The organism is Antarctobacter sp. (genome assembly GCF_965277915.1).
Lineage (GTDB): Bacteria > Pseudomonadota > Alphaproteobacteria > Rhodobacterales > Rhodobacteraceae > Antarctobacter.
Genome location: NZ_OZ255849.1, coordinates 994,516 through 1,019,121 on the forward strand (window position 1 = coordinate 994,516; position 24,606 = coordinate 1,019,121).

The 24,606-nt window shown below is 65.2% G+C and carries 24 protein-coding genes; 15 read left to right on the forward strand and 9 right to left on the reverse strand.

Features of this window, described 5'->3' with window-relative positions; all coding sequences use genetic code 11:
* Nucleotides 1–457: 457 nt before the first annotated feature.
* Complete coding sequence (locus ACQY5B_RS05690) at nucleotides 458–2,602, forward strand: DEAD/DEAH box helicase (protein WP_420326008.1); 2,145 nt, start codon at nucleotides 458–460, stop codon at nucleotides 2,600–2,602.
* A 4-nt stretch (nucleotides 2,603–2,606) separates the two neighbouring features.
* Here ACQY5B_RS05690 and ACQY5B_RS05695 read toward each other — a convergent pair whose 3' ends face one another.
* The gene (locus tag ACQY5B_RS05695; RefSeq protein WP_420326006.1) at nucleotides 2,607–3,440 is read right to left on the reverse strand and encodes a GNAT family N-acetyltransferase; all 834 of its coding nucleotides are present in this window, start codon (nucleotides 3,438–3,440) and stop codon (nucleotides 2,607–2,609) included.
* Nucleotides 3,437–4,123: a GntR family transcriptional regulator gene (locus ACQY5B_RS05700; RefSeq protein ID WP_420326005.1), complete on the reverse strand. Its 687-nt coding sequence runs from the start codon at nucleotides 4,121–4,123 to the stop codon at nucleotides 3,437–3,439. The genes ACQY5B_RS05695 and ACQY5B_RS05700 overlap by 4 nt, the downstream gene beginning before the upstream one ends.
* Nucleotides 4,124–4,375: 252 nt before the next feature.
* On the opposite strand from ACQY5B_RS05700, the gene ACQY5B_RS05705 reads away from it, so the two are divergent.
* The 6 genes from ACQY5B_RS05705 to ACQY5B_RS05730 all read left to right on the forward strand — a co-directional run bounded on the left by ACQY5B_RS05705 (nucleotide 4,376) and on the right by ACQY5B_RS05730 (nucleotide 11,104).
* A complete protein-coding gene (locus tag ACQY5B_RS05705) occupies nucleotides 4,376–5,350 on the forward strand; it encodes an ABC transporter ATP-binding protein (protein WP_305970996.1) in 975 nt (324 codons plus the stop codon).
* An 81-nt stretch (nucleotides 5,351–5,431) separates the two neighbouring features.
* Nucleotides 5,432–6,703 (forward strand): ABC transporter substrate-binding protein, encoded by a 1,272-nt coding sequence (locus ACQY5B_RS05710; protein ID WP_305970995.1) that lies wholly within the window; start codon nucleotides 5,432–5,434, stop codon nucleotides 6,701–6,703.
* 116 nt (nucleotides 6,704–6,819) lie between these two features.
* Nucleotides 6,820–7,686: an ABC transporter permease gene (locus ACQY5B_RS05715; protein WP_305970994.1), complete on the forward strand. Its 867-nt coding sequence runs from the start codon at nucleotides 6,820–6,822 to the stop codon at nucleotides 7,684–7,686.
* Between the two features lie 4 nt (nucleotides 7,687–7,690).
* A complete protein-coding gene (locus ACQY5B_RS05720; protein ID WP_420326004.1) occupies nucleotides 7,691–8,527 on the forward strand; it encodes an ABC transporter permease in 837 nt (278 codons plus the stop codon).
* Nucleotides 8,524–9,186: an aspartate/glutamate racemase family protein gene (locus ACQY5B_RS05725; RefSeq protein ID WP_420326003.1), complete on the forward strand. Its 663-nt coding sequence runs from the start codon at nucleotides 8,524–8,526 to the stop codon at nucleotides 9,184–9,186. Before ACQY5B_RS05720 ends, ACQY5B_RS05725 begins: the two co-directional genes overlap by 4 nt.
* A 142-nt stretch (nucleotides 9,187–9,328) precedes the next feature.
* Nucleotides 9,329–11,104: an SLC13 family permease gene (locus tag ACQY5B_RS05730; RefSeq protein ID WP_420326002.1), complete on the forward strand. Its 1,776-nt coding sequence runs from the start codon at nucleotides 9,329–9,331 to the stop codon at nucleotides 11,102–11,104.
* A 29-nt stretch (nucleotides 11,105–11,133) separates the two neighbouring features.
* Here ACQY5B_RS05730 and ACQY5B_RS05735 read toward each other — a convergent pair whose 3' ends face one another.
* The 7 genes from ACQY5B_RS05735 to ACQY5B_RS05765 all read right to left on the reverse strand — a co-directional run bounded on the left by ACQY5B_RS05735 (nucleotide 11,134) and on the right by ACQY5B_RS05765 (nucleotide 17,315).
* Complete coding sequence (locus tag ACQY5B_RS05735; protein WP_420326001.1) at nucleotides 11,134–12,039, reverse strand: EamA family transporter; 906 nt, start codon at nucleotides 12,037–12,039, stop codon at nucleotides 11,134–11,136.
* Between the two features lie 167 nt (nucleotides 12,040–12,206).
* Nucleotides 12,207–12,848: a DsbA family oxidoreductase gene (locus ACQY5B_RS05740; RefSeq protein WP_420325999.1), complete on the reverse strand. Its 642-nt coding sequence runs from the start codon at nucleotides 12,846–12,848 to the stop codon at nucleotides 12,207–12,209.
* Nucleotides 12,845–13,483, reverse strand: coding sequence for an NAD(P)H:quinone oxidoreductase (gene wrbA / locus ACQY5B_RS05745; protein WP_420325998.1), 639 nt, complete (start codon nucleotides 13,481–13,483; stop codon nucleotides 12,845–12,847). The genes ACQY5B_RS05740 and wrbA overlap by 4 nt, the downstream gene beginning before the upstream one ends.
* A 108-nt stretch (nucleotides 13,484–13,591) precedes the next feature.
* The gene (locus ACQY5B_RS05750) at nucleotides 13,592–14,479 is read right to left on the reverse strand and encodes a LysR family transcriptional regulator (RefSeq protein ID WP_420325997.1); all 888 of its coding nucleotides are present in this window, start codon (nucleotides 14,477–14,479) and stop codon (nucleotides 13,592–13,594) included.
* Nucleotides 14,480–14,524: 45 nt separating this feature from the next.
* Complete coding sequence (locus tag ACQY5B_RS05755; RefSeq protein ID WP_305970986.1) at nucleotides 14,525–14,866, reverse strand: bactofilin family protein; 342 nt, start codon at nucleotides 14,864–14,866, stop codon at nucleotides 14,525–14,527.
* A 311-nt stretch (nucleotides 14,867–15,177) separates the two neighbouring features.
* Nucleotides 15,178–16,107, reverse strand: a complete 930-nt coding sequence (locus tag ACQY5B_RS05760) for a LysR family transcriptional regulator (protein WP_420325996.1) — start codon at nucleotides 16,105–16,107, stop codon at nucleotides 15,178–15,180.
* A 410-nt stretch (nucleotides 16,108–16,517) separates the two neighbouring features.
* The gene (locus tag ACQY5B_RS05765) at nucleotides 16,518–17,315 is read right to left on the reverse strand and encodes an IclR family transcriptional regulator (RefSeq protein ID WP_420325995.1); all 798 of its coding nucleotides are present in this window, start codon (nucleotides 17,313–17,315) and stop codon (nucleotides 16,518–16,520) included.
* 85 nt (nucleotides 17,316–17,400) lie between these two features.
* Between ACQY5B_RS05765 and ACQY5B_RS05770 the strand changes: the two genes are divergently transcribed.
* From ACQY5B_RS05770 to ACQY5B_RS05805, 8 genes are all read left to right on the forward strand, one after another.
* Entirely contained in the window at nucleotides 17,401–18,348 is a 948-nt protein-coding gene (locus ACQY5B_RS05770; RefSeq protein ID WP_420325994.1) for a cupin domain-containing protein, read from the forward strand.
* A gap of 686 nt (nucleotides 18,349–19,034) precedes the next feature.
* Nucleotides 19,035–19,346 (forward strand): recombinase-like helix-turn-helix domain-containing protein, encoded by a 312-nt coding sequence (locus ACQY5B_RS05775; protein ID WP_305970982.1) that lies wholly within the window; start codon nucleotides 19,035–19,037, stop codon nucleotides 19,344–19,346.
* Nucleotides 19,336–20,106, forward strand: a complete 771-nt coding sequence (locus tag ACQY5B_RS05780; RefSeq protein ID WP_305970981.1) for an ABC transporter ATP-binding protein — start codon at nucleotides 19,336–19,338, stop codon at nucleotides 20,104–20,106. The genes ACQY5B_RS05775 and ACQY5B_RS05780 overlap by 11 nt, the downstream gene beginning before the upstream one ends.
* Before the next feature lie 19 nt (nucleotides 20,107–20,125).
* Nucleotides 20,126–21,100 carry an ABC transporter substrate-binding protein gene (locus ACQY5B_RS05785; RefSeq protein WP_305970980.1) on the forward strand — a complete coding sequence of 325 codons (975 nt, stop codon included), beginning with the start codon at nucleotides 20,126–20,128 and terminating at the stop codon, nucleotides 21,098–21,100.
* A gap of 89 nt (nucleotides 21,101–21,189) precedes the next feature.
* Nucleotides 21,190–21,957: an ABC transporter permease gene (locus ACQY5B_RS05790; RefSeq protein WP_420325993.1), complete on the forward strand. Its 768-nt coding sequence runs from the start codon at nucleotides 21,190–21,192 to the stop codon at nucleotides 21,955–21,957.
* 31 nt (nucleotides 21,958–21,988) lie between these two features.
* Complete coding sequence (locus ACQY5B_RS05795; RefSeq protein ID WP_305970978.1) at nucleotides 21,989–23,035, forward strand: Rieske 2Fe-2S domain-containing protein; 1,047 nt, start codon at nucleotides 21,989–21,991, stop codon at nucleotides 23,033–23,035.
* On the forward strand, nucleotides 23,035–23,775 hold the full coding sequence (locus ACQY5B_RS05800; protein ID WP_305970977.1) for an SDR family oxidoreductase: 741 nt from the start codon (nucleotides 23,035–23,037) through the stop codon (nucleotides 23,773–23,775). The genes ACQY5B_RS05795 and ACQY5B_RS05800 overlap by 1 nt, the downstream gene beginning before the upstream one ends.
* Nucleotides 23,772–24,584, forward strand: coding sequence for an alpha/beta fold hydrolase (locus ACQY5B_RS05805; protein ID WP_420325992.1), 813 nt, complete (start codon nucleotides 23,772–23,774; stop codon nucleotides 24,582–24,584). The genes ACQY5B_RS05800 and ACQY5B_RS05805 overlap by 4 nt, the downstream gene beginning before the upstream one ends.
* The last annotated feature ends 22 nt before the right edge of the window (nucleotides 24,585–24,606 follow it).

Below are 24,606 nucleotides of genomic sequence, written 5' to 3' on the forward strand. Positions count from 1 at the left end.
GGCAAGGAGGAAGCTCCAGTTGGCAGCCGGTCCATCGTACCGCCGTCCGGTGTCCCTGCCGTCTCGATGATCAGCCCATCGGCTGTACGGGGCACAACGGAAGGGCCCGCTCGGTGACGACGACAAGGAGGCCGCCCGGTCAGCGCCGCGTCGGTTTACCTTGGCGTCGGTCAGTCGGTCGCCCTCGGCATCGCCCTGTCAGAACCGCGTCCGTATGTTCGGCAAGCGGGGGGCGTCCGCGTGGAGTTGAAGTCCACCTTCGAAATACTGGGCAAGGACCGACCCGCCTTGGTGGCGCATGGCATGCTGCTGAACGCCACAGCGGAAGGAGCGGGCATATTTCGCGATTAGAGGTATACAGCCGGCCCGCAAGGGTATAATGGGCTAGGCTTGCCTTTGCCAGTCGGCACGGGCCGACCGCGCAACTGCGCCCCAAATGTCCAGACTGATTCCAAACATGATCCAGGCCCTCGCCGATGCGCTGTCCGAGCGCGGCTACGAAACTTTGACCGCCGTTCAGGAGGCTGTCACCAATCCCGACCTCAAGGACAAGGACCTGCTGGTCTCGGCCCAGACCGGATCCGGCAAGACGGTGGGCTTTGGCCTTGCCATCGCGCCGACCCTACTGGGCGAGGCCGAGGCAATGGGACCGGCGGCGGCGCCTTTGGCCTTGATCGTCGCGCCGACGCGCGAACTGGCACTGCAGGTGATGCGCGAACTCGGCTGGCTCTACACCAAGGCGGGCGCGCGTGTGACGACCTGTATCGGCGGCATGGACATGCGTGACGAACGCCGCGCGCTGGACCGGGGGGCGCATATCGTCGTCGGCACGCCCGGGCGCTTGCGTGACCACATCCAGCGCGGCTCGCTGGATCTGAGCGGCCTGCGTGCCATCGTGCTGGACGAGGCGGACGAGATGCTGGACCTCGGCTTTCGCGAGGACCTGGAATTCATGCTGGGCGAGGCGCCAGAGGACAAGCGCACCTTGCTGTTTTCGGCCACCGTGCCGCCGATGATCGCCAAGCTGGCCCAGCAGTATCAGCGCGATGCCGTCCGGGTGACCACGCTGACCGGCGACACACAACACGCCGACATCGCCTACCAGGCGCTGCGCGTGGCCCAGCAGGACGCGGAAAACGCCATCATCAACCTTCTGCGCTTTCACGACGCGCAGAACGCCATCGTCTTTGCCAACACGCGGGCGATGGTGAACCGACTCACGGCGCGCCTGACGAACCGGGGGTTTTCCGTCGTGGCCCTGTCCGGCGAGCTGAGCCAGAACGAACGCACGCATGCCCTGCAGGCCATGCGAGACGGGCGCGCGCGGGTCTGCGTGGCAACCGACGTCGCCGCTCGGGGCATCGACCTGCCCAAGCTGGAGCTGGTGATCCACGCCGAACTGCCCTCGAACGCCGAGGGGTTGTTGCACCGCTCCGGGCGCACGGGGCGGGCCGGGCGGAAGGGGATTTCCGCCCTGATCGTGCCGCCGAAAGTCACCAAGAAAGCAGAACGCCTGCTGAAATTCGCCAAGATCGAGGCCGACTGGATCCTTCCGCCCTCCGCCGATGACATCCTGCGCAAGGACGAGGAACGCTTGCTGGCCGATCCCGTCTGGGAGTCAGAGACCACCCCCGAGCAGGCGGCTTTCGCCGCGCGTTTGCTGGACCTTCACGGGCCGGAAAAGATCGCCGCGGCCTACCTGGCGCTGCACCGCGCGCGCCTTTCCGCACCCGAGGACCTGGCGGACCCCGACGCGCGCCCCGAGCGCAAGGAGCGAAAGCCCTTCGGCCCCAGCACATGGTTTGCCCTGTCTGTCGGGCGGGGCGACCGGGCCGAACCGCGCTGGCTGTTGCCGCTCTTGTGCCGCGTGGGCAACCTCGACAAGGATGCCATCGGTGCGATCCGTATCCAGCAGTCGGAAAGCTATGTCGAACTGGCCGAGGCCAGCGTTCCGGGGTTCCTGGCTGCGATTGGCGAAGGAGCGGAACTGCAGGAGGGCGTGACGGTCCGCAAACTGGAAAGCGCGCCAGAGTTCACCTCTGCGCCGCGCAAGCCCGGGCCCGCCGGGCGCAAGCCCGACCGCCCGCAAGGGCACAAGAAACCGGCCCGGCCGGACGACCGTCCGAGGGCCAAGCCGCGCCCGGAGCCGAAGGCAGAGGCGCCGGTTGCCCCGACTACCGAGGCGCCAGCAGCGGTGTCGTCCGAGGCTCCGGCCGCCCGCAAACCGAAACGCCCTGACGGTGAGGCCCACAAGGAACGGCGTCCCGGCAAGCCCGCAGCCAGCAAGGATGGCCCCGGCAAGCCCAAGGGGAAATACGCGGCGAAATCCGAAGGCAGGTCCGCAGGCAAACCGAGCGGCAAGCCAGGGGGCAAACCCTTTGGCAAGCCGGGTGGGTCAGGTCCGAAAGGGCGCGGCGCCAAACCCGAAGGCGCTCCGCGCAAACCTGGCGCGCCCAAGGCGCAGGCCTCGGACACGTCCAGGCGCTTTACGCCTCCGGGCGCGTCTGGCAAGCCGGGCAAGCCGCGTACGGGTGCTGCCGGGAAAGGGCCGGGCAAGCCTCGCAAGGGGGCGGGCGGCAACGAGCCGCCCCGGCGCGGCTGAGCCGCTAGCCAAGTTCCATCGTGGCAATGGCCTGCAGGGTCGGGCCGGGCGAGGGGGGCGTGCCGCGGTACATGCGGGCGGTCGCAAAGCTTTCCTCGAAGCCCAAGACCTGCAAACTCTGGCCCAGACCAGAGGGGGCATCGGGTGTGTCGATGATGACGCTTGTCCGGTTCAGCGCCGAGGCGCCTTGCCGCGCCAAGGTCAGCGCCTCTTCGGTCGTCGGGGCCACAATCGGGCCGATCTTGCAGCCGTCCCGGCACAGGCGCGCGGTTGCAAATCCGGTGACGCCCCGCGAAGTCCGCAGCACGACCGTTTTTCGGCTGTCCGACTGTGCTGTCCATTCCGCAAGGAAGGCCGCTCGGTCATAGCCGTTGGCCGCCCTGTCCAGGTGCCCAATGACATCCAGATCGGCGGCCGTGGCAAGGGTCGGGGATGTATCGCAGGGGGCCAAGCTGCCTTCGAAGCGCCGGGTGCGCCCGGCCAGCACGAAGCCGGACTTGGCATAGTTCGCTTCTTGCGCTGGCACACCGTCCAGCCCGACGGTGCGTGCCCCGGCATGGGTCAGCGCGTGTGTCCACAGCGCGTAGCCGATTCCCCGCCCACGATATTCCGGCAGGCAGATGTAGAGCCCAAGAAAGGCCACCTGCGGTGAATGGTTGACGACGGAAATCGCGGCAACGGGTTGGCTGTCGACCTCTGCCACGAAGAACCCCCCGGGGGCTGCGGCGTGAAATGCCGGGGCATCCGCCAGCCCCGGGTTCCACCCCTCGGCAGCGGCCCAATCCAGCATCAGCCCGATTTCATCCAGCGTCGCGGTTCGGCAAATCGGCTGTGTCATCTCTTCAGGGCCTCGCGCAGGGAAGTGGGCGGTTGCGTGACATTGCGCAGGTCCAGCGAAGCCACGAGATCCAGCAGGTGACTTTTCATCAGCTGCTCGGCCAGGGCGCCGTCCCTGTTGGCAAAGGCGTCCAGCAGGGCGTGATGCGCCTGCGTTTCGCACAGGGCGGCCCGACGCCGCCAATAGAGCGCGATGATGAGGGACGAGCGTGAAATCAGCTCTGATATAAAGCCCTGCACCGTGGTCTGATCCGCGATGCGTGCGATCTCGACGTGGAATTGTCCCGACAGAAACAGTGCGCGGCCGTTCTCGCCAGCGTCGAGCGCCTCGTGTTCGCTGGCGATGTTGCTGCGTAACAGGGCGAGATCTTCGTCCGTCATACGCTCTGCGGCGGAATGCGCAGTGCGCGGTTCCAGCAGGGAGCGCGCCTCGAAGACCTCGCGCGCGTCGCGCACGGTCGGTTGGGCAACAAAGGCGCCCCGGTTGCGCTTGAGCTCGACCAGTCGGCGGTGTGACAGCGCGAGCAGGGCGGCGCGGACGATGGTGCGACTGATGCCATAGGCCTCGGCCAGTTCATCTTCGCCCAGCTTGGTGCCCGGGGGCAGCCTGTGTTCATGAATCGCGTGTTCCAGATCCGCGGCCACCGTGTCGCTGGTCCAATGCTTCGTTTCAAACTTGTTCATGTCACTCTGAGCCAACGACCAACTATCTGCTTCCGTTATTCCGATTCGGCGGTCCGGGGACAAGCGCGTGCGGGGGGACGCAGACCTGCACGCAGGATTGTATACGAACTTGAGTTCATTTTTGCGCACGACGATGCCGCAGATGCTCAAATTTTGCCCGATCCGCGTTTCGTCCTGTTTCTGCGGTCGAAAACACTCCCCAGTCCGGGTCCGAGCGCATCAAGCTGATCTCGACAGGCGAATGGGGGCTACATGCGCACAGGATACGATCTGGAACTGGTTCACGTGACCAAGCGCTATGGCGAGACCGTCGCCGTACGCGATCTGAACCATGTCTTTGCGCCCGGCAGCTATGTCTGCCTGCTCGGGCCTTCGGGCTGCGGGAAATCCTCGACCCTGCGGATGATCGCGGGCCATGAGGAGGTCAGCGAGGGGTCGATCCTGCTGGACGGTCACGACGTTGCGCCGCTGGCGCCGGCGCAACGCGGCACCGCGATGATGTTCCAGAACTACGCCCTGTTCCCGCATCTGTCGGTGCGCGACAACGTGGCCTTTTCATTGCGCATGAAAGGTGTCGACAAGAACACCCGCCACAAGCGGGCGGACGAACTGCTGGCGCTGGTCGACATGACCCACCTCGCCGACCGTCTGCCGGCGCAACTGTCCGGCGGGCAACAGCAGCGTGTGGCACTGGCGCGCGCGCTGGTGACGGAACCCAAGGTGCTGTTGCTGGACGAACCGCTGTCGGCGCTGGACCCGTTCCTGCGCATCCGGATGCGGACAGAGCTGAAAAAGCTGCAGCGCGAACTGGGGATCACCTTCATCCATGTCACCCACGGCCAGGACGAGGCGCTGGCCTTGGCCGACGAGATCGTCGTGATGAACGATGCGGTGATCGAGCAGGCGGGCCCCGCGCGCGAGGTCTGGGCAAAGCCGCGCACGGAATTCGTGGCCCGCTTCATCGGCGGCCACAACGTCATCACGTTGCCCCAGGGCAAGGTCACGGTGCGTGCCGACGCGGTGCAACTGGCCGAAGAGGGCATGGCGGCCACGGTCATGGCGATCGAGTACCAGGGCGCCTCTGTCGCCGTGTCCACGACCACGGAAGGCGGCGACGAGGTGCTGGCGCTCTTGCCCGAGGATCAGTTCTTTGCCGCCCCCCGGAACCCCGGCGATGCCGTCCGGCTCAGCTGGGACGAGACGCGGCTGCATCGCCTGACCGCCTGAAAGCTGCGGTCCGGCAAGCGCCGTTTTCGAGATCAAGCATAAACCACCAAGACAAGACGACTGAACAGAGAGGACAAGACAATGGCTAAACCCAAGGTTGGATATACCCGCCGTTCGCTGCTGAAGGCAGGCGGTGCGGCCGTCGCGGCGACGACCCTTCCCGCGCCGATGCTCTGGGCGCAGGACACGAAGGACATCGTGCTGCGCCAGTTCGGCACCGGCGTGTCGAACCTCAACGACGTGGCCAAGAAGGTGAAGGAAGACCTGGGCTTTACGCTGGAAATGACGGCGCTGGATTCCGACAGCGTCACCCAGCGCGCGGCCACCCAGCCCGACAGCTTTGACATCGCCGACATCGAATACTGGATCTGCAAGAAGGTCTGGCCGACCGGCAACCTGCAGGCGATGGATACCTCGAAGATCGCCAATTACGACAAGATCGTGGGCATCTTCCGGTCCGGCAAGCTGACACCCGACAGCGAGATCGCGCAGGGCACCGCGCCGCATACCGTGGGTTTTGTCGACGGCCCCGGCGGCACCAGCTTTGCCGACGAGGAAACCGGCTGGATGACCCTGATCCCCACGATCTACAACGCCGACACGCTGGGTATCCGCCCCGACCTGATCGGCCGCCCGATCGAAACCTGGGCCGAATTGCTCAATCCCGAGTTCAAGGGCAAGGCCTCGATCCTCGACATCTCGTCCATCGGCATCATGGACATGGCCATGGTCTGCGAGGCGATGGGCGAGATCCAGTACGGCGACAAGGGCAACATGACCCGCGACGAGATCGACAAGACCATGGCGATCTTTACCGAGGCCAAGCAGAACGGCCAGTTCCGCGCCTTCTGGAAGACCTTCGACGAAAGCGTGAACCTGATGGCCTCGGGCGAGGTCGTGATCCAGTCGATGTGGTCGCCCGCCATCACCGCGGTCAAGTCACGTGGCATTCCTTGCGTCTACCAGCCCCTGAAAGAGGGCTATCGCAGCTGGGGCGGCGGTATCGGCCTGTCCTCGTCGCTGTCGGGCATGGAGCTGGACGCGGCCTACGACTACATCAACTGGTATCTCTCCGGCTGGGTCGGCGGATACCTGATGCGCCAGGGCTATTACTCGGCCGTGCCCGAGACTTCCAAGGATTTCATGACCGAAAACGAGTGGGGCTACTGGTTCGAGGGCAAGGAAGCCACCGACGTCATCACTTCGCCCACCGGTGACAAGCTGGCCGAGGCCGGAGAGGTCCGCGACGGTGGGTCCTTCTACGACCGCATGGGCAGCGTGGCTTGCTGGAACGCCGTCATGGACGAGAACCAGTACATGGTCCGCAAGTGGAACGAATTCATCGCGGCATGACGCGGTGAATGGCCGGGTTCGTTATCCCCCCGGTCCCCTTCAGATCCCCGGGCCGTTCGCGGTCCGGGGATCCTCCTGACCAAATCCCGATCCGGGCAGACCCCTGCGGAGGCCAGATGGCTGCGACCCCTCTCAAGAACCGGCACGTCCTGGGCTGGCTGATGGCCTTGCCGCTGTCCGTCGTGCTGTTGGCCTTCCTGATCGCGCCAATCGTGATGATCGCCATCGTCAGCTTTTGGGGCGCGACGGAATTCTCGATCTACCCGGCGTTCCAGTTCGACAACTATGAATTCCTGTTCGGCTCGCCCGTGACCTACAAGGTCTTCGGCGCGACGCTGAAATACGCGCTGATCACCTGGGCGCTGACTTTGGCCATCGGCTTTACCGTGGCCTATTTCCTGGCCTTCCATGTCCGCAGCCTGACAATGCAGATCGCGCTGTTCCTCGTCTGCACGATCCCCTTCTGGACGTCCAACATCATCCGGATGATATCCTGGATCCCCTTTCTGGGGCGCAATGGCATCGCCAACCAGACGCTGATTTCATGGGGCGTGATCGACGAACCGCTGGAGTGGCTGCTCTATTCCGACTTCTCGGTCATCCTGGCCTTTGTCCACCTTTACACGCTGTTCATGGTGGTGCCGATCTTCAACACCATGATGCGCATCGACAAATCCCTGCTGGAGGCGGCGCGCGACAACGGCGCCAACGGCTTTCAGACGCTGGTGCATGTGATCCTGCCGCTGACCAAGCCGGGCATCATGATCGGGACAATCTTTGTCGTCACACTGGTGATGGGCGATTTCATCACCGTGCGCTTCATGTCCGGGTCGCAGCGCGCCAATGTCGGGCGGCTGATCTCGAACGACATCGCGCTTTTGCAATACCCCTCGGCGGCGGCGACGGCCGTGGTCCTGTTGTGCACCGTCCTGATCGTGATCGCGATCCTGCTGCGCTTCGTCAACATCCGCAAGGAGCTGTGATCCAATGGAAAAACGTCCCCGCAGCTTTTACGTTCTCGCCGCTTTCTTCGGGCTCTTCGTGCTGTTTCTCTACGGGCCGATCCTGACCATCGGCATCCTCAGCTTTCAGGGGCCGAAAGGGGGGCTGACCTTCCCGATGAACGGGGTGTCGACCCACTGGTTCCGCGATCTGTTCCAGGAACAGGCGGTGGGCGATATCTGGGGCGCCTTCCGGCGCAGTTTCGGACTGGGCCTGATGGTCATGGTGACGACGGTCGTCGTCTCGGTCATGGCCGGGCTGGCCTTCCGCAAGCGGTTTTGGGGCTCGGGCGCAGTGTTCTATGCCGCCATCACCTCGCTTGTGATCCCCTCGATCCTGATTTCGCTGGGTGTCGGGCTGATCTTCAACCAGTTGGGCCTGAAGGTGCACTGGGCGACCAGCGGCTTCGGCTCACAGCTGACATGGACGCTGCCCTTTGGTCTGCTGATCATGTTCGCGGTCTTCAACCGGTTCGACCAGAGTTATGAAGAGGCGGCCCGCGACCAAGGCGCCAGTGCCTGGCAGACGATCCGCTTTGTCGTGCTGCCGATCATCGCGCCGTCGCTGATCGGGGTGGCGCTCTTCGGCTTCACGCTCAGCTATGACGAATTCGCGCGCACGCTGTTGACCGCCGGCAGCTACAACACCCTGCCGCTGGAAATCTTCGGCATGACGACGAACGTCACGACGCCGGTGATCTATGCGCTGGGCACGCTGACCACGATATTCTCCTTTGCCATCATCGGGCTGTTCCTGCTGACCGTCTGGGTCATGGGCAAGCGCCGCGCGCGGCTGGGATCTGACGCGGGCAAGGGCGTATGAAGATCGCCTACATCAATCCCAACGCCACCGAGGCCATGACGGATGGTATCGTCGAGGCGGCGCGGCTCGCCCTGCCCGGGGCAGAGATATTCGGCATGACCAACAGCGACGGTCCTGCCGCCATCGAGGGCCCCGAGGACGGTGCAGCTGCCGTGCCCGGCCTGCTGGCCCGGCTGGGGCCGGCGCGCGACCAAGGCGCGGATGCCATCGTGATCGCCTGTTTCGACGACACCGGACTGGCAGAGGCGCAGGCACAGGCCGGCTGCCCGGTACTGGGGATCGGGCAAGCCTCCTACGTCATGGCACAGCTGCTGGGGCTTCGGTTTTCCGTGGTCACATCGTTGCCGGTTTCGATCCCCGTGATCGACGAGAATATCGACACTTCGGGCTTTCGCGGGCTCTGTGCCTCCGTGCGTGCCAGCGGCCTGCCGGTCCTCACCATCGAGGCGGGCGCGCCCGAGACCGTCGCCCGCATCGCGGACGAGATCGAGGCCGCGCGCGTAGAGGATGGGGCCGCCTGTGCCATCCTTGGCTGCGCGGGTATGGCACCTTTGACGTCAGAACTGGCAAAAGAGACCACGATCCCGCTGATCGACGGGGTGGCGGCCTCGGCCATGCTGGCGCAGGCGGCAGCGGGATTTCTCGGCGGAGGCGGCTAGCGGTCGAGGGGCCTGTCGGCGGTCTGGCACGGGTGGAATTGTACCCGGAACGTGAGGCGGTTAGGCTGGCGCGGAACAACCGTGGCTGGTGCCGGGGCGGGCTTGCCCGTTGCGGCGCCCGACCCAGCCGGAGGCCCCGCGTATGCCCGAAGACCAGACACTTATCATAGGCCTTTTCGCGGTGATCTTCGTGCTGCTCGTCTGGGGGCGCGTGCGCTATGACCTCGTGGCCTTTGGCGCGTTGATCCTGGGGGCCATTCTGGGCCTGGTGCCTGCGGACGAGGTGTTCTCGGGGTTCGGCCACGCGGCGGTGGCCATCATCGCGCTGGTCCTGATCGTCAGTCGCGGGCTTTCCTCGTCGGGGGCGGTCGAACTGATCGCCAGCCGGGTGGTCGACCCGGAACGCCCCTTGCCCTTCCATATCGCCATCATCGGCAGCGCGGGCGCGGTGCTCTCTGCTGTCATCAACAACGTCGCCGCGCTGGCCCTCTTGATGCCGCTGGACGTCGAAGCGGCGGAAAAGGCCAAGCGCGCGGCGGGGCAAAGCCTGATGCCGCTGTCCTTTGCCACCATTCTGGGCGGTATGGTGACGCTGATCGGCACACCGCCGAACATCGTCATCTCGGAATATCGGCAGGACGTCATGGGACAGTCCTTTTCGATGTTCGATTTCGCGCCGGTTGGGTTGACCGTGGCGATTGCGGGCATCGTCTTTGTCGCGCTGGTCGGCTGGCGGTTGCTGCCGTCCCGCGCCTCGATCGCCGAACAGGGGCAGGCCTTTCGCAAGGGGCGCTACGTCGCCGAACTCAAGGTCGCCGACTCCGCCGGAGAAAAGGACATCACCGTCCTGTCGCTGTACCCCACGGCCGAGGACACGGACATCAACATCCTGGGCCTGATCCGACACGGCAAGCGCCGCCCCGGGCTGGCCCGGCGCGAAACCCTGCAGCCCGGCGATTTCCTTGTGGTCGAGGGTGAGCCCAAGTCCATCGAGGCGTTCATGGGCAAGGCATCGCTGGAGTTCGCCGGGTCGGAACAGCACGAGGGTGGGGTGCTTGCACCGGGCCTTGCCCTGCGCGAGGCCATCGTGCCGGACGACGCCCGCATCAACGGCCATACCGCCCGCAGCCTTGGTCTGCTGAACCGGCACGCGGTCACGCTGCTGGGCGTTTCGCGTGAGGGCCGGCGTTTTCAGGACCGCGTCCGCCTGCTGCGGGTCAGGGCCGGGGACGTGCTGTTGTTGCTGGGCACGCCGCGCAATGTCGAAAGCAGCATGGAATGGCTGGGTGTCCTGCCCATCGAGGGCCGTCACACCGAAGTCATCCAGCGGCGCAAGGCTGGCCTGTCGATCGCCGTCTTCGTTGCCGCCGTCGGCATGGCCGTGGCCGGCCTGTTGCCGTTGGCCGTGTCGCTGGCGGCGGCGGTGATCGCCTTTCTGGTGCTGGGACTTGTGACCGGGCGCGAGGTCTACAATTCGATCGAGTGGAAGGTGATCGTGCTGCTGGCCAGCCTCATCCCGCTGGCCGAGGCCTTTGAAAGGACCGGAGGCGCGGAACTGCTGGCCGGGCAGATCCTTGTCCTGACGGCGGACAGTGCCCCCTGGGTCAGCCTCGTGGTGCTGATGCTGGTCACGATGACCATGTCGGATTTCCTCAACAACGTCGCGACGACATTGATCGCCGCTCCCATCGGCCTGTCGATTGCCCGAACGCTGGATGCGAATCCGGACACCTTCCTGATGGCTGTCGCGGTCGCGGCCTCCTGCGCCTTCCTCACGCCCATCGGGCACAAGAACAATACCATCATCCTTGGCCCTGGCGGCTATCGGTTTTCCGACTACTGGCGCATGGGGCTGCCGTTGGAGGCGCTGGTGATCGCCGTGTCGATCCCGGCCCTGTTGCTGTTCTGGCCGATCTGAGGCGACAGGCCCTTTCGGACCTGCCGCGTTCACGCGCCGGCCTGCCGTCCGGGGGCTGCCGGGATTGGCCCGGCCAGCGGCGCGGCGCGCGGGCGATTGGCCCGCTGACCCGCCCACACGGACCCGAGGACAACCACCGCCCCGACTGCCTGCACCGGGGTCAGGGCCTGTCCCAGCCAGGCCCAGCCGAGGATCACAGCGGTCAGGGGACTCATCAGCGACAGCATGGAGATCGCCCCGGGTTCGATCCGGGCGACGCCCCGAAACCAGATGGCATAGGTTGCGGCCGCCCCGATCAGTCCCAGCCAGGTCAGCCCGGCAAGGTTGGTGGCTGTCAGCGGCGGCAGCGGCGGCTCGACGATCAGCGCGAGAGGCAGCAGGATCACTCCGCCGGCCGTCAGTTGCCAGGCGGTAAAGCTGAGAGCGGAAACAGGTGGTTGCCACTTGCGGCTGAGCACCGTGCCTGCCGCCATCGACGCCGCGCCGCCAAGGCCGGCGGCCACGCCGACCGGGTCCAGCCTGGCCTCGGGGCCGATCAGCAGCAGGGCGACGCCCACAACGCCCGCAGCCGAAGCGGCGACCGCCCCGGCCCGGATGGGCGTCCCTAGCCAGCCACGCGCCATCAGGATGACGATCATGGTCTGTACTGCGCCCAGAGTTGCGGCGACCCCGCCGGGCAGACGGTAGGCGGCCACGAAGAGCAGCACCCAGAACACGGCAAAGTTGAAACTGCCCAGCAGAAAGCTGCGGCCCAGCCAGGTGCGCGGCGGCAGGCAGCGGGTGATCGCCAGTAGCAGCAGACCGGCGGGAAGGGCACGCAGCGCGGCCAGCGTGACCGGATAGCCGTCGGGCAGAGCCTCGGTGGTGACGATATAGGTGCTGCCCCAGATCGCCGGGGCAAGCGCGGTCAAAAGAACATCGGATGTGCGTGTCATGTTCGTGCTCCTTGTGGGCGGGCTCACCAGGGGTGGTCCAGGGGATGTGGCGGTCGAAACGGGCAGGGGGGCAGCCCGATATCCCGCAACAGGTGGGGCGGTAGATCGCGTAGCTCTGGCGGCCGGGCCTTGCGGCGGAACAGGTGGAAACGCATGGGGGGCTCCTTTCAGGCCAGGATCTGTTGTGCGGCGCGGATCTGTGCGACCAGGTCCTCTGTCGGGCCGTTGACCAGGCGAGCGCCGGTTTCGCGGATGATGAGCGCGGGGATCGAACGGACCTGCAGCGCGCGGGCGATCTGGCGGTCCGCCTCGACGGCACTTGCGGTTTCGGGGGCCTCGAGGTGCCGGGCAAAGTCCGCCGCCTCGAAGCCGGCATCACGCGCGACCTGCAGGACCGTTTCGCGATCGGCGATGTTGCGGGCCTGGGACAGGTGCGCGCGTTGCAGATGGTCGAACATGCGCCAATGCCCCTGCTGCCCGTCCAGCCGCTCTGCCGCCTTGCATCCAAGCGCGGCGGTCAGGCCGTGGGGATAGTCGAAAGGGGCGGAGCGCATCGCCTCTATGTCGATCAGTTCGGGCTGGTCGCTGACCTGCCGACAGGCGGCCCAGTGGCCGAGGATGGTTTCGCGCGCCGCCCCGGGCGTGCCCCAGCGGTGGGCCATCTCGGCGCGGCTGTCTTGCAGGACAAAGCTGCGGTGCCGGATCTTCAGGTCGAACTTTTCGGAAATCTCGCGCATCCGCGACGAGATGTTGAAGCACCAGCAGCACACGACATCATGGAAGAAATCGATGGTCAGGGCGGGCATCATGCGGCCTCCCCTTGCCGGTCGGCACTGGTCCGGTCGGCATTGGCCAGGCGGGCGGCGATGCGGACCACATGCGCCCCCTGGAACCGCGCCCCGGCGAGGTCGGTTTCCGTAGGCGTGCGTGATCCGTCGGCCCCGGCGATGGTGCCTGCACCGTAGGGGGCGCCCCCGACGATGTGGTCGGCTGTGGTCTGCCCGCCAAACGTGTAGGGCATGCCTGCAATCAGCATCCCGAAGTGCTGCAAAGGGATCTGGAAGGACAGCAACGTGGCCTCGTGTCCGCCATGTTGCGAGCCGGTCGAGGCAAAGACACCGGCCACCTTGCCGACCAGCGCATTGCGGGCCCAGAGGCCGCCCGCCTGGTCGAGAAAGCTCTTCATCTGACCGGCCATCATGCCGAACAGCGTCGGCGTTCCGAACAGGATGGCGTCATAGGATTCGAGGTCGGCGGGCGTGGCCAGGGGCGTGCCATCCTCGATGAACCCGGCCTTGCGGCGGATCTCCTTGGGGACGGTTTCGGGCACGCGGCGCAGATCGACCTGGGTGCCGGGCACGCTGCGGGCACCTTCGGCTTCGGCTTCGGCCAGGGCGCGGACATGGCCATAGCTGGAATAGTAGAGAACAAGAACGCGGGTCATCGGGATCCTCCTTGGGCTTGGTGGTGTGATGCCCGCGAAGATCGGTGAAAGGGCGCGCCGGAATAAGCGGCCTGCGCGCATATCATTCTTTACGCTGGTTGAAGAATGTCAGTCCCGCAGTGCTGCGCGCAGGTGGTCCAGAAAGGCCGTCACCCGCGCATCCATCCCCAGCCGAGAGGCGGTCACCGCAAAGATGTCCGGCGCCGGCAATTCCCAGTCGGGCAGGATGCGCACCAGGTCGCCGCGCGTCTCTGGCGCGTCCGAAACGAAATCGGGCAGGGTGCCGATGCCATGACCCGCGATCAGCAGGTCTCGCAGGACCAGGCTGTTGCCGACCCGCACCGGCGGGTCCAGATCGACGGTCCGGGGGCCGCCCGGGCCGTGCAGTGTCCAGCTGTTCAGGTGATCGGCCAACAGGAAGCCGACAACCCGGTGTCCGACGATCTCTTCGGGCACTTTCGGTGTGCCGGCCTGTTCCAGGTAGGCGGGGGCGGCAAAGATCCTTTGCCGTATCGAGCCCAGCTTGCGCGCCACCAGCGCGGAATCCGGCATGGCCGCCCGGATGCGGATCGAGACGTCGAACCCGCCTTCGACCATGTCGACCACGCGGTCGTCCAGAGACAGGGTCAGCCTGAGATCAGGGTAGTTGTCGAGGAAAGCGGGCAGGAAGGGCGCGATGACCGCCTGGCCGAAAGAGGACGAGGCATTGACCCTGAGATGCCCGCGCACCGCCCCGGCGCCATCGCGGATGCGGGTCTCGACCCGTGTCACGGCATCCAGGATGCCGCTTGTTTCATCGTAGTAGAGCCGCCCTGCATCGGTCAGCGACATCGACCGCGTGGTTCGTGTCAGCAGCGTGCTGCCCAGGCTTTCCTCCAGCAGCTTGATCTCGCGGCTCAGCAGCGCGGGTGACACGCCAAGGTCCTCAGCGGCACGGGCAAAGCTGCCGCGTTCGACGATGCGGCGGAAGGCTTGCATGACGGAAAGTTTGTCCATCGCGGTGCGCTCTTGCTGTCAGGCGGCCCGCGTAGGCCTTTTGCCTCAGCCCTGTTTGTCGACCCGCGAGAAACTGCAGTTCACGTTGGCGCCGCTTTCGATGGTCAGGGTGGTGTAGGAAATCTCTCCGGACACCTGCGCGCCCGCGCTCAGCTTGACATCGCCGCCCAGGATCTGGCCCTCGAACTTGCCGGTCACGATGATCGTGTCGGCGCGCAACTCGCCGACGGCAGAGCCGCCGGCCTCGATCGTGATTCCATCCGCCCGGATGCGCCCGTCGGCATGGCCGACCAGTTCGAAGTGACCCGGGATCGTGAGGTCCCCGACCAGCTTGGCCCCTGCTGCCAGGTGAGAGCGTGCTTTGGTTGCGGAGGTGGTCTGTGACATGTTTCAACTTTCAAAGGCTATGATGCATTCGGGCCAAAGCATCGGTGGCCAAGGGCCCCTCACGGGACCATAGTCAGCTTTGCCCGCCCCAGTTAACCAAAAAATGCTGGGTCCAGACCAAAATGAACGGGTGATGATGTGCGGTCGCAGATTCCCGCCACAGGCATCGTGGGCTCAGCGGGCGACGGTCCGGTTTCGTGGGACGGCATGTCAGGGCAGGGCGCGCCTGCTGACCTCCCGCCTCCTCCTGCGTCAGCACGTTGTCCATCGCGGTGGAGGTCAATGCCCGTCTGCCCGGCCCTTATCAAGTCTCAGCGCTTTTCGCGCAGCGCCTCCAGCACGACCTCAAAGGCCGAGGACGCCCGCTGTCGGCTGGGGTAATAAAGGTGGAAGCCCGGGAAGGTGGGGCAGAAGTCATCAAGGCAGGTCTGCAGGTGTCCCGCCTCCAGGTGGGGGCGGGCCAGCCGTTCCGGAACCCGCGCCAGACCATGTCCGTCACAGGCGGCGCGCAGGACGGCGTTGATTGTGTTGAAGGTCACCTGCCCGGACACCTTGACCCGGACGTCCTTGCCGTTTTCGTCTTCGAACGCCCAGGCTTGGGGCGCGCCGTGGTTGGACTGTCGGAGGTTGATGCAGGCGTGTTCCGTCAGCGTCCCGGGGTTGTCCGGCTGGCCTCGGTCCTTGAAATACGCGGGTGTGCCGACGCAGATCATGCGTTCGTCCGGGCCGATGCGGACGGCGATCATCCCTTCGCCCACCTGGTCACCATATCGCACGCCCGCGTCACAGCGCGCCTGGACAAGATCGGTATTTTCGTTGTCCGCCACCAGTTCGATGTTCATGGACGGAAATTTCTTCAGCACCGGCGAAAACCTTGGCCAGAGGATCGACGCGATGGCGTATTCCGGTGCGATGATGCGGACAGTGCCCGTGGGTTCGTCCCGGGAATCGTTGAGCGCCTGAAGCCGGCTTTCGATTCGTTCGATGCAGGGGGTGAGCGTGGCCAGCAGGTCCTCGCCTTCCAGCGTCGGAGCCACCGAGCGCGTGGTCCGGGTCAGCAGGCGCAGGCCAAGCCGTTGTTCAAGCGACTTGATCGTATGGCTGAGTGCCGATTGCGACAGGTTCAGCCGCGCGGCGGCGCGGGTGAAACTGCGCTCTTCCGCGACGGCAACAAAGGCGATCAGGTCGTTGATGTTCTCCCGGATCATGAGGGAGGCGGGTTTCTTCGTGTCACGGACCATGGGGTGCCTCTCTTGATATATGCACCCTGCTCATGAACGTGTTGGATTGTCCAGAGAGTTTCGATAATCGGATTAGCCCGCCGGTGGGTCCACGTCTTCGGATAGGGGGGCGCCTCAGTCACGATTTCACGCAGTCAGTTTGATCCGCCGAGGCAGTTCGCTTGGATCGGCTTTGCCTGCCTCTGCTTTCTGGCTGCCTTCGGCTGAGGTCCTTCGGGTACATGCTTTGGTTCGTGGTCAGCGCGGCGGCTGCCGACATGATGCTGTTTCGTCGAAATTCCGAAGAGCCCATCTCATAGGCGTGCTTGACGTGTGCCAGTGACAGTCCTGACCATGGCATCATCGGAACCATGTCCCTGCGGGGCCTCGACAGCCTGCGATCAGGCAGGCAACGGGTTATTGTTCTTGGGTCAGTTGCCCAGCAGGCGTGAAATACGGGCTGCCGTATCCTCCAATGCGCGCCGAACCTCTGCGGGCACGGTTTGCCGACCCTCGGTGGCGCTGGTGGCATTGATCGCGGCGACGATCTTGCCCGACATGTCGCGCAGGGGCGCCGCGACGGATGTGATGCCCGCCTCGAAACTGCCGACCTGGGTGACGGTGTCGCTGTTGCGGTCGGCCCGCCACTGGGCCAGCAGTTCGGTCATGCCGGGCGCGGTGTTGCGAGTCGTGCGCTGCGCGTCCGCGTCGCGGTAAAGCGCGATCAGCGTCTCCTCGTCCAGGTCGGCCAGCAAGACCCGCCCCATCGTGGTATTTGCGGCGGGCAGGCGGCTGCCGACATGGACGATGCTGCCCAGGCCCAGCCGGCTGGGCACCCGAAGCATGTACAGAACCAATGTCCCGTCACGCACGCCCAGGTGGGTGGACCAGTCGGTTTCATCGCGCAGACGTTCGAGTTCGGGCAGGGCGATCTCGACCAGTTCGCGCGTGGCGAGATAGCCAAAACCCAGACGCATCACCGCCGGGCCCAGTGCATAGGTCTTTCGCGCCTCGTCGTGCAGCAGGTAGCCCATCTGCGCCAGCGTGTAGACGGACCGGAAAGCGGCGGACCGGCTTTGCCCGATCTCGCGCGCGATCTCCGACAGGGACATTTCGCGGCGTTCGGGCGTGAATGCGGTCAACACCTGAAGCCCGCGTATGAGACCGGGAACAAGATAGCGATCCTCGGCGGGATCAAGGTTGGTTCGTGGCAAGAGCGTTTTGTCCATGAAACGGCGTATAGGATATGAAACGCTGCTTTGCTACCCGTATCGCATCGAATTTGAAGCGCGACACGACAAGAGGAAACACCCGATGAACATCAAGACCGATGCGGTTTCGACCCTGGCCGCCGAGCTGTCCGCCCATACCGGCCGTTTCACCGACAAGCAGTTCGACTGGAATGCCTTCCCGTCCAACGCCGGTTTCCCCGATCTGGCCCGCGCGCAGATGCGCTACATCGGCTCTGGCGGGTCACCCAAGGTTGGCGACACCAGCACGATGAAGCCGGACAATTTCACCCTGTCGCTGATCTACAAGGAACACGGCAAATACGCCGCCTGTCACAGCCACGAGATCGAAGAGAGCTTTCTGATCATCGACGGCGCGCTGATCGTTGGCTGGGAACGTGATGGCGAGGTGGTCGAGGTCAACCTCGGCCCCAAGGACATGATCCTGAACGCGCGCGAGGTCGGCCACGGTTTCCGCGTCGATGGACCCGAGCCGGTGCTGATGTCGATTTCGGTCGACGTGGGCAAACCGCTGCCGCCGAAGTATCACTATCACCCCAAGGAACACGCCCCTGAACTGGCCCGCAGTTTTGGCGCCGAGCCGGGCAAGACCATGCCGTTTGACCCGAATGGTACGCATGAACTGCAGCAGCTGATGGGCAAGTTCGTCATCCGCCACTCGGAGGCGCCGACGATCTGGGAAGAGGCCGGGTTCACGCGCAAGGTCTATGTGGGCAAGGGGGGCATCGCCAATGACACCTGCCGCAAGGAAATGTGGGGCATCCCCAGCCGCACCGGGGTGCAGGCCTTCACCCGCCCGGTCGAGGACGCGATGATGGTGATCGAAGGCTCGTTGACCGTGGGCTGGGAAGAAAATGGCGAAACTGTCGAGGTGGAACTGGGGCCGCGGGACCTCGTCAAGACGCCGGCAGGCCGCAAGCACTGGTTCCGCAACAACTCGGCCGGCCATGCGACCGTCTGGACGGTGATCGGAACCTCGTCCGAGGATGGCGTCGCCTACAAGGCGGCCTGAGCCTGTCATCACTCCCTGTTCGAACTTCGGGGCGCCTTCGGGTGCCCCTTTTTCGTGCGCGGCCCGGTGCACGTCGGCAGGGGCAGGGGCGCGGCAAAAAAAGGAGGGGCGGTCAAGCGTCCTGCGGCGGCCCTGCATATCAGTGTCCTCGCACGCCATAGGGGCGCCTGGGCCAAGAAAGGGGCCGTCGCTTGCGCCGCATCGCCCCGCATCCGGCTGATCCGGTACTGCTGTCGGGTGGCGGCCTTGCGCCGCCACCTACCGTTTCCCACCGCCAGCCGTCCATAGCCAAATCAGTTGTCGGTGCCAGGTTCACCTCGGCACCGATTCGTTCAAGGGCAGAAGTCCGGTCGCGGATCACGACCTCATGGCCGGGTGACCGCGGTGCGATGGCTGCCGCCTCCCCGCCTACGGTCCCGCCCGGAATGGCGATTTTCAAGACATTCAAGAGGCGGCACCTCACCCGTCAAGGCGTTCAAAAAATAACAATATGTTCAAAATGTGGCGGCGTCTGATCTTTGGGCATCTGTCAAAGCTACCCTCTCTGGGTGGTTCGATCCGCGGAAATTCGTTGACAGAACCCATGGCAGCAAGGCAGTCTATATTGAACAAGATGTTTAAATGTGAACACATCGCGAAGATGCCACGCGAAGACGCAAGCCACGATGGATAGGGGAGACCGGCACATGAGCGGACATGACGCATTCAAGGACAGACTCACGGAGCGCGCACAGGACACCAGCCGTCCGGCACTGGCCAACCAGTGCCGCGGGCGCGACCTGGAACCGGCGGAAATGGCCCTGGCCGAGGCCCTGATGAAAATCTACGGCACCGGCGAACACGACTTTGCCAAGGTCGCAGCGGCGCTGGCGGAGCAGGGTGTGGCGGCCCCGAAATCGGGCCGCACGGACTGGACCGAAGCGCTGCTGGGCGAAGAGCTGAAGGCGATCAACGCCGATCTGGACGCAGCATACGAGGCCCAGGGCTATGGCGCTTGAGTTCCGTTCCGTCACCAAGCGCTTCCCGACCAATTCCGGCGAGGAACTGACAGCCGTCCAGGACGTGAACTTTCGCGTCGAACAGGGCGAATTCGTTTCGGCGGTCGGCCCCTCGGGGTGTGGCAAGTCCACGATCCTGTCGATGACCGCGGGCCTCTACCAGCCCACTGAGGGCGAGGTGCTGGTCAGCGGCGAGCCGGTCAAGGGCCCTAACACCCATGTCGGTTTCATGCTGCAGAAGGACCTGCTGCTGCCCTGGCGCAACATCATCTCGAACATCGAATTCGGGCTTGAATCGCGCGGCGTCGGCAAGGAACAGCGCCGCGCGCGCGCCATGCAGGAACTCAAGCACTGCCACCTCGAAGGGTTTGACCAGCAGTATCCCTACCAGCTGTCGGGTGGCATGCGGCAGCGCGCGGCGCTGGCCCGGACCCTGGCCATCGACCCCGAGATCATCCTGCTGGACGAGCCGTTTTCGGCGCTGGACGCGCAGACCAAGCTGCTGCTGCAGAATTCCTTTGCCAAGACCATCGCCGAGGCGGGCAAGACTACGCTGCTGATCACCCATGACCTGGCGGAGGCGGTGCTGATGTCGGACCGCATCCTGGTCCTTAGTGAACGTCCCGGCACGGTGATTGCCGACATCAAGGTGGACCTGCCGCACCGCGACGAACCGATCAAGCGGCGCACGCTGCCCGAGGTGGCCGACTATGCCGCGCAGCTCTTCAAACTACTGAAGCTCGAAGAAAAAGCAGCCTGACTGCAGGGAGTCAAAAGACATGAAACACACGTTCATCAACACGATCGCCGCCGCTGCACTGGCCGTTTCGGCCACATTCGCAAGCGCGGCGGAACAGGTGACCTACCTGTTCCCGGCGCCGGACTTCCTGCCGGCCTTCGCGCCCTTCCAGCTTGCCAAGGGCAAGGGCTATTTCGAAGAGGCCGGCCTGGACGTGACTTTCCGGGTTGGCAAAGGCGGCGCGGACGTGGCGACGCAGGTCGCACTGGGCAACGCAGATCTGGGCGGCGGCATCGGCGACACCTCGATCATCGTGCGGGCCAATGGCCTCGACATTCGTGGCGTGGCGCTCCTGGGTGGCCGCGGGTTGACCCAGCTGGCTTGGCGGGCCGACAGCGGCATCACCGGTCCGGCCGATCTCAAGGGCAAGTCGGTCGGCGTTCTGTCGTTCCAGGACACAACCTATTACAACCTGCTGGGCGTGCTTGCCTCTGTCGGGCTGACCAAGAATGACGTCGACATCCAGGCCGTCGGCCCCGGTGGCATCATCCAGCTGTCCATCGCCGGAAACCTCGATGCCTTTTCCGGCGTGCCGGAGTGGATCGCCGCCGTCGAAGGCGCGGGTGTCGAGATGAAACAGATGCCGGTCGACACCGTCTTTCCCGCCATGGCGCAGGCCATCATCGCCTCGGACAAGACCATCGCGGAACGCCCCGAGATCGTCAGCGGCTTCGTGAACGCGGTCCTGAAAGGCATTCGCGACATCCAGGACGATCCCGAACAGGCCGCCAAGGACTACGTCAGCTTCGTTCCGCAGCACAGCGGCAAGGAGAAGATGGTCGAGGGCGTGATGCGGGCCTACGCCTCGCTGATCTATCCCGAAGGCGAAAACCAGCCGCTGGGCACCTTCGACCCCGAACGGATCAAGGCTGTCCAGAGCTTCTACGTCGACCGTGGCATCGTGCGCAGCGCCGTGCCGATCGAAGACCTCTACACCAATGATTTCGTGAAATGACCGACGCAACCCAGATCCAGGCCGGGGCAAAAGCCCCGGCCCAAGGGACCCGCCCGACCAAACCGAAATCCGTAACCGGGAGACCAAGCATGGCGCAGCGCCACATGACAACGATCGTCAGCCTGACATTGCTGGCCCTCGTGCTGCTGGCCTGGGAATTCCTGCCGCCGGCGCTGGATGTCCCCCGCTTCATCATACCCACGCTGAGCGACTGCCTGGCAGAATTCCAACGCATGTGGGCCTTCGAGGGGCTCTGGGCACATATCGTTTCGACAGCGCTCTACACGGCGCTCGGCTTTGCCATCGGCAGCCTGCTGGGCGCGGTCCTGGGCTACTTGCTGGGCATGTCCGCCTTCTGGGAAAAGGTCCTGTCGCCTTACATCCTGGCGCTGCAAATTGCACCCAAGGTCGCCTTTGCACCCCTCTTCATCATGTGGTTCGGCTACAACTCGATACCCAAGCTGCTGGTGACCGTGCTGATCGTCTTCTTTCCGGTCCTCGTAAACGTGCTGCAGGCGATGCGCACCGTCGACCGTGACCTGATCAACCTGGCCCGGGCCTACAACCTCTCGCGCATTGGCATCTTCTGGAAGATCGAGATGCCCTCGACCGTGCCGAACCTGATGGCCGGCCTGCGCATCGCCTCCACCCTGGCCGTGATCGGCGTGACCGTGGGCGAACTGGTGGGCGGCAACACCGGCCTCGGCTTCCTGATTTCCTACGGTGGCGGACAGGCAAATGCCGCGATGGTCTTCAACGCCATCATCTTGCTGACCGTGATCGGCTTCGTGCTCTACTCGGCCCTCGTGCGCATCGAAGAGCGTGTTCTCCATTACCTGCCCAAAGCCCACGGCTGAGCGGCGGACGCATTCCCAAGGGAGTATGATAATGACTGCCATCGACAAGAAAGCCTTGATCGAAAAGCGCGTGAACGAAGGTCTGCGCGGCCAGTGGTACCCGGTTTGCAAATCGGTCGAGGTGAAGGCCTCTCGCCCCTATGGCACCAAGCTGCTGGGTGACAAGATCGTGCTGTGGCGCGACGGGTCGGGCAAGTTGCGCTGCATCGAGGACTTCTGCCCCCACCGTGGCGCGCCGCTCTCCTACGGCGAGGTGCACGAGGGCCACGTCGCCTGCCGCTATCACGGCGTGGTCGTGAACGGCGACGGCGTGGTGGTCCGGGTGCCCGCGATGCCCGAATGCGCGCTGGAAGGCCGCAAGGCGGTCAAGTCCTTCGAAGTGACCGAGGCCAACGATGCGGTCTTTGTCTACGTCCCCTCGGTCGACCGTCCCGAGGCGCCGGAACTGGTGATGCCCGACGTCATGAGCGACGACGCCTGGTCGGGGTTCCTCTGCACTTCGGTCTGGGAGTCGAACTACCGTTACGCGCTCGACAACCTCGCTGACCCGATGCACGGCTGCTACCTGCACGCCGAGAGCTTTACGCTTGCCTACGGGTCCAAGCAGGACCTGATGAAGCTGGACAAGACCGACAACGGCTTCCGGATCGAACGTGTCGGCCAGACCGGCGAGAATTTCGACTGGACCGAGTTCGAGGTCTACCCGGCCGACATGTTCTGCTTCCTCGAGATCCCCTATCCGCCTGCGGCGGGGCCGGGGGGCGTGTTCCGCATCATCGGCTTCGTGACTCCGATGGACGAACACACCACCAAGGTCTTCTTCTGGCGGATGCGCCAGGTCGAGGGGATGGCCCGCGAAAGCTGGCGTTTCCTCTACCGCGCCAAGATGGAAAAGACCCATTGGGACGTGCTCGAGCAGGACCGCGTGATGCTGGAAGGCATGCCGGACGACGCCCGCAAGCGCGAGATGCTGTATCAGCATGACCTCGGCGTCAGCCGTATCCGCCAGATCCTGACCCGCGCCGCCAAGGCGCAGGTCGAGGCGGAACTCAAGCAGGACAGCGTGGCGGCAGAGTGATGATGCTGCAAGGACGTCATATCCTGCTGACCGGCGCGGCGCGGGGTCTGGGGGCGGAAATCGCCCGCTGCCTCGCGGGCCAGGGGGCGGAACTGATCCTGGCGGACATCGCCGAGGAGGAGGGGCGTGCCACTGCCAAGGAGGTCGGCGCGCGCTTTCTGCCCGTCGACCTGGGTGATCCGGGGTCAATCACGGCGCTGGCGGCCTCGGTCGGCAAGGCCACGGACGGCAAGCTGCACGGTCTGGTCAACAACGGCGCGATCGCCACCGGCATCGGTGGCATCGGCTTCGAAGAGATCGAGATCGACAGTTGGGACCTTGTGCAGCGTGTGAACGTGCGCGGCACCTGGCTGATGACCCGTGCCGCCGCGCCGATGCTGCGCGCATCCGGCTCGGGCCGGGTGGTCAACGTGGCCTCGGACACCGCGCTCTGGGGCGCGCCGAACCTCATGTCCTACGTCGCCAGCAAGGGGGCGGTCATGGCCATGACCCGCTCGCTGGCTCGGGAACTGGGCAAGGACCGCGTGGGTGTCAGCGCCGTGGCGCCGGGCATCCTGACCACGGAGTCGACCGACTACGTCCCCGAGGCACGCCATCGCCAGTATTCCGACGGCCGCGCCGTTCCCGGGCCGCAGGCGCCCGAAGAGATCACCGACGTTGTGGCCTTTCTGCTGAGCGAAGGCGCGCTGACGCTCACCGGGCAGGTGCTGCCCGTCAACAACGGGTTCGTGTTCAAATGACGGGCTGGGAAACGAACACCGTTGCAGGGATCGAATACCTCGAACGTCCGGGAAAGGGTGAGCCGCTGGTGCTGTTGCATGGCATCGGATCGCAGGCGGGCTCTTTCACGCCGCTGCTGGATCACATTGGCGCCGGGCGCCGGGTGATCGCCTGGAACGCGCCGGGCTATGGTAACTCTGCACCGCTCGAGGTGGCCTGGCCGCTGGCCAGCGACTATGCCCGCGCGCTGGAAGGATTCTGCGATGCGCTCGGACTGCGCCGGATCATGTTGGCGGGGCATTCGCTGGGCACGCTGATGGGCGCGGCCTTTGCCGCAGCGCACCGGGACCGGGTCAGCCGGCTTGTCCTTGCCTCGCCCGCTTTGGGTCATGGCGTGCCGCGGGGTGGCGGCCTGAGTTCCGCCGCCCAGACGCGGATCGACGACCTTCAGCGTCTTGGAGCCGAAAAGTTCGCGGCCCTGCGAGCTGCACGCCTCGTACATGATCCCGACGCCAATCCGGACCATGTCGCCCAGGTTCAGGCCGCCATGTCGAGGGTCACGCTGCCCGGCTATGGCCAGGCCGCGCGGATGCTGGCCTCGGGCCGGCTGCTGGACGATGCCGAACGCCTGATGGTGCCGACCGACGTGATCGTCGGTGCCGGTGACCTGGTCACCCCCCCTGACGGTGCCCGCCGTGCCTTTTCCGCGTTGCATCGCGCCGCGCAGGGCCGCCTGACCATCGTGCCTGACGCCGGGCACGCGCTTTACCTGCAGGCCCCCGCGGCATTCGCCGCCGCGCTGGCCCCGCACCCCGAGACAGCCGGTTGACCGGCGGAACGAAGGAGGAAAC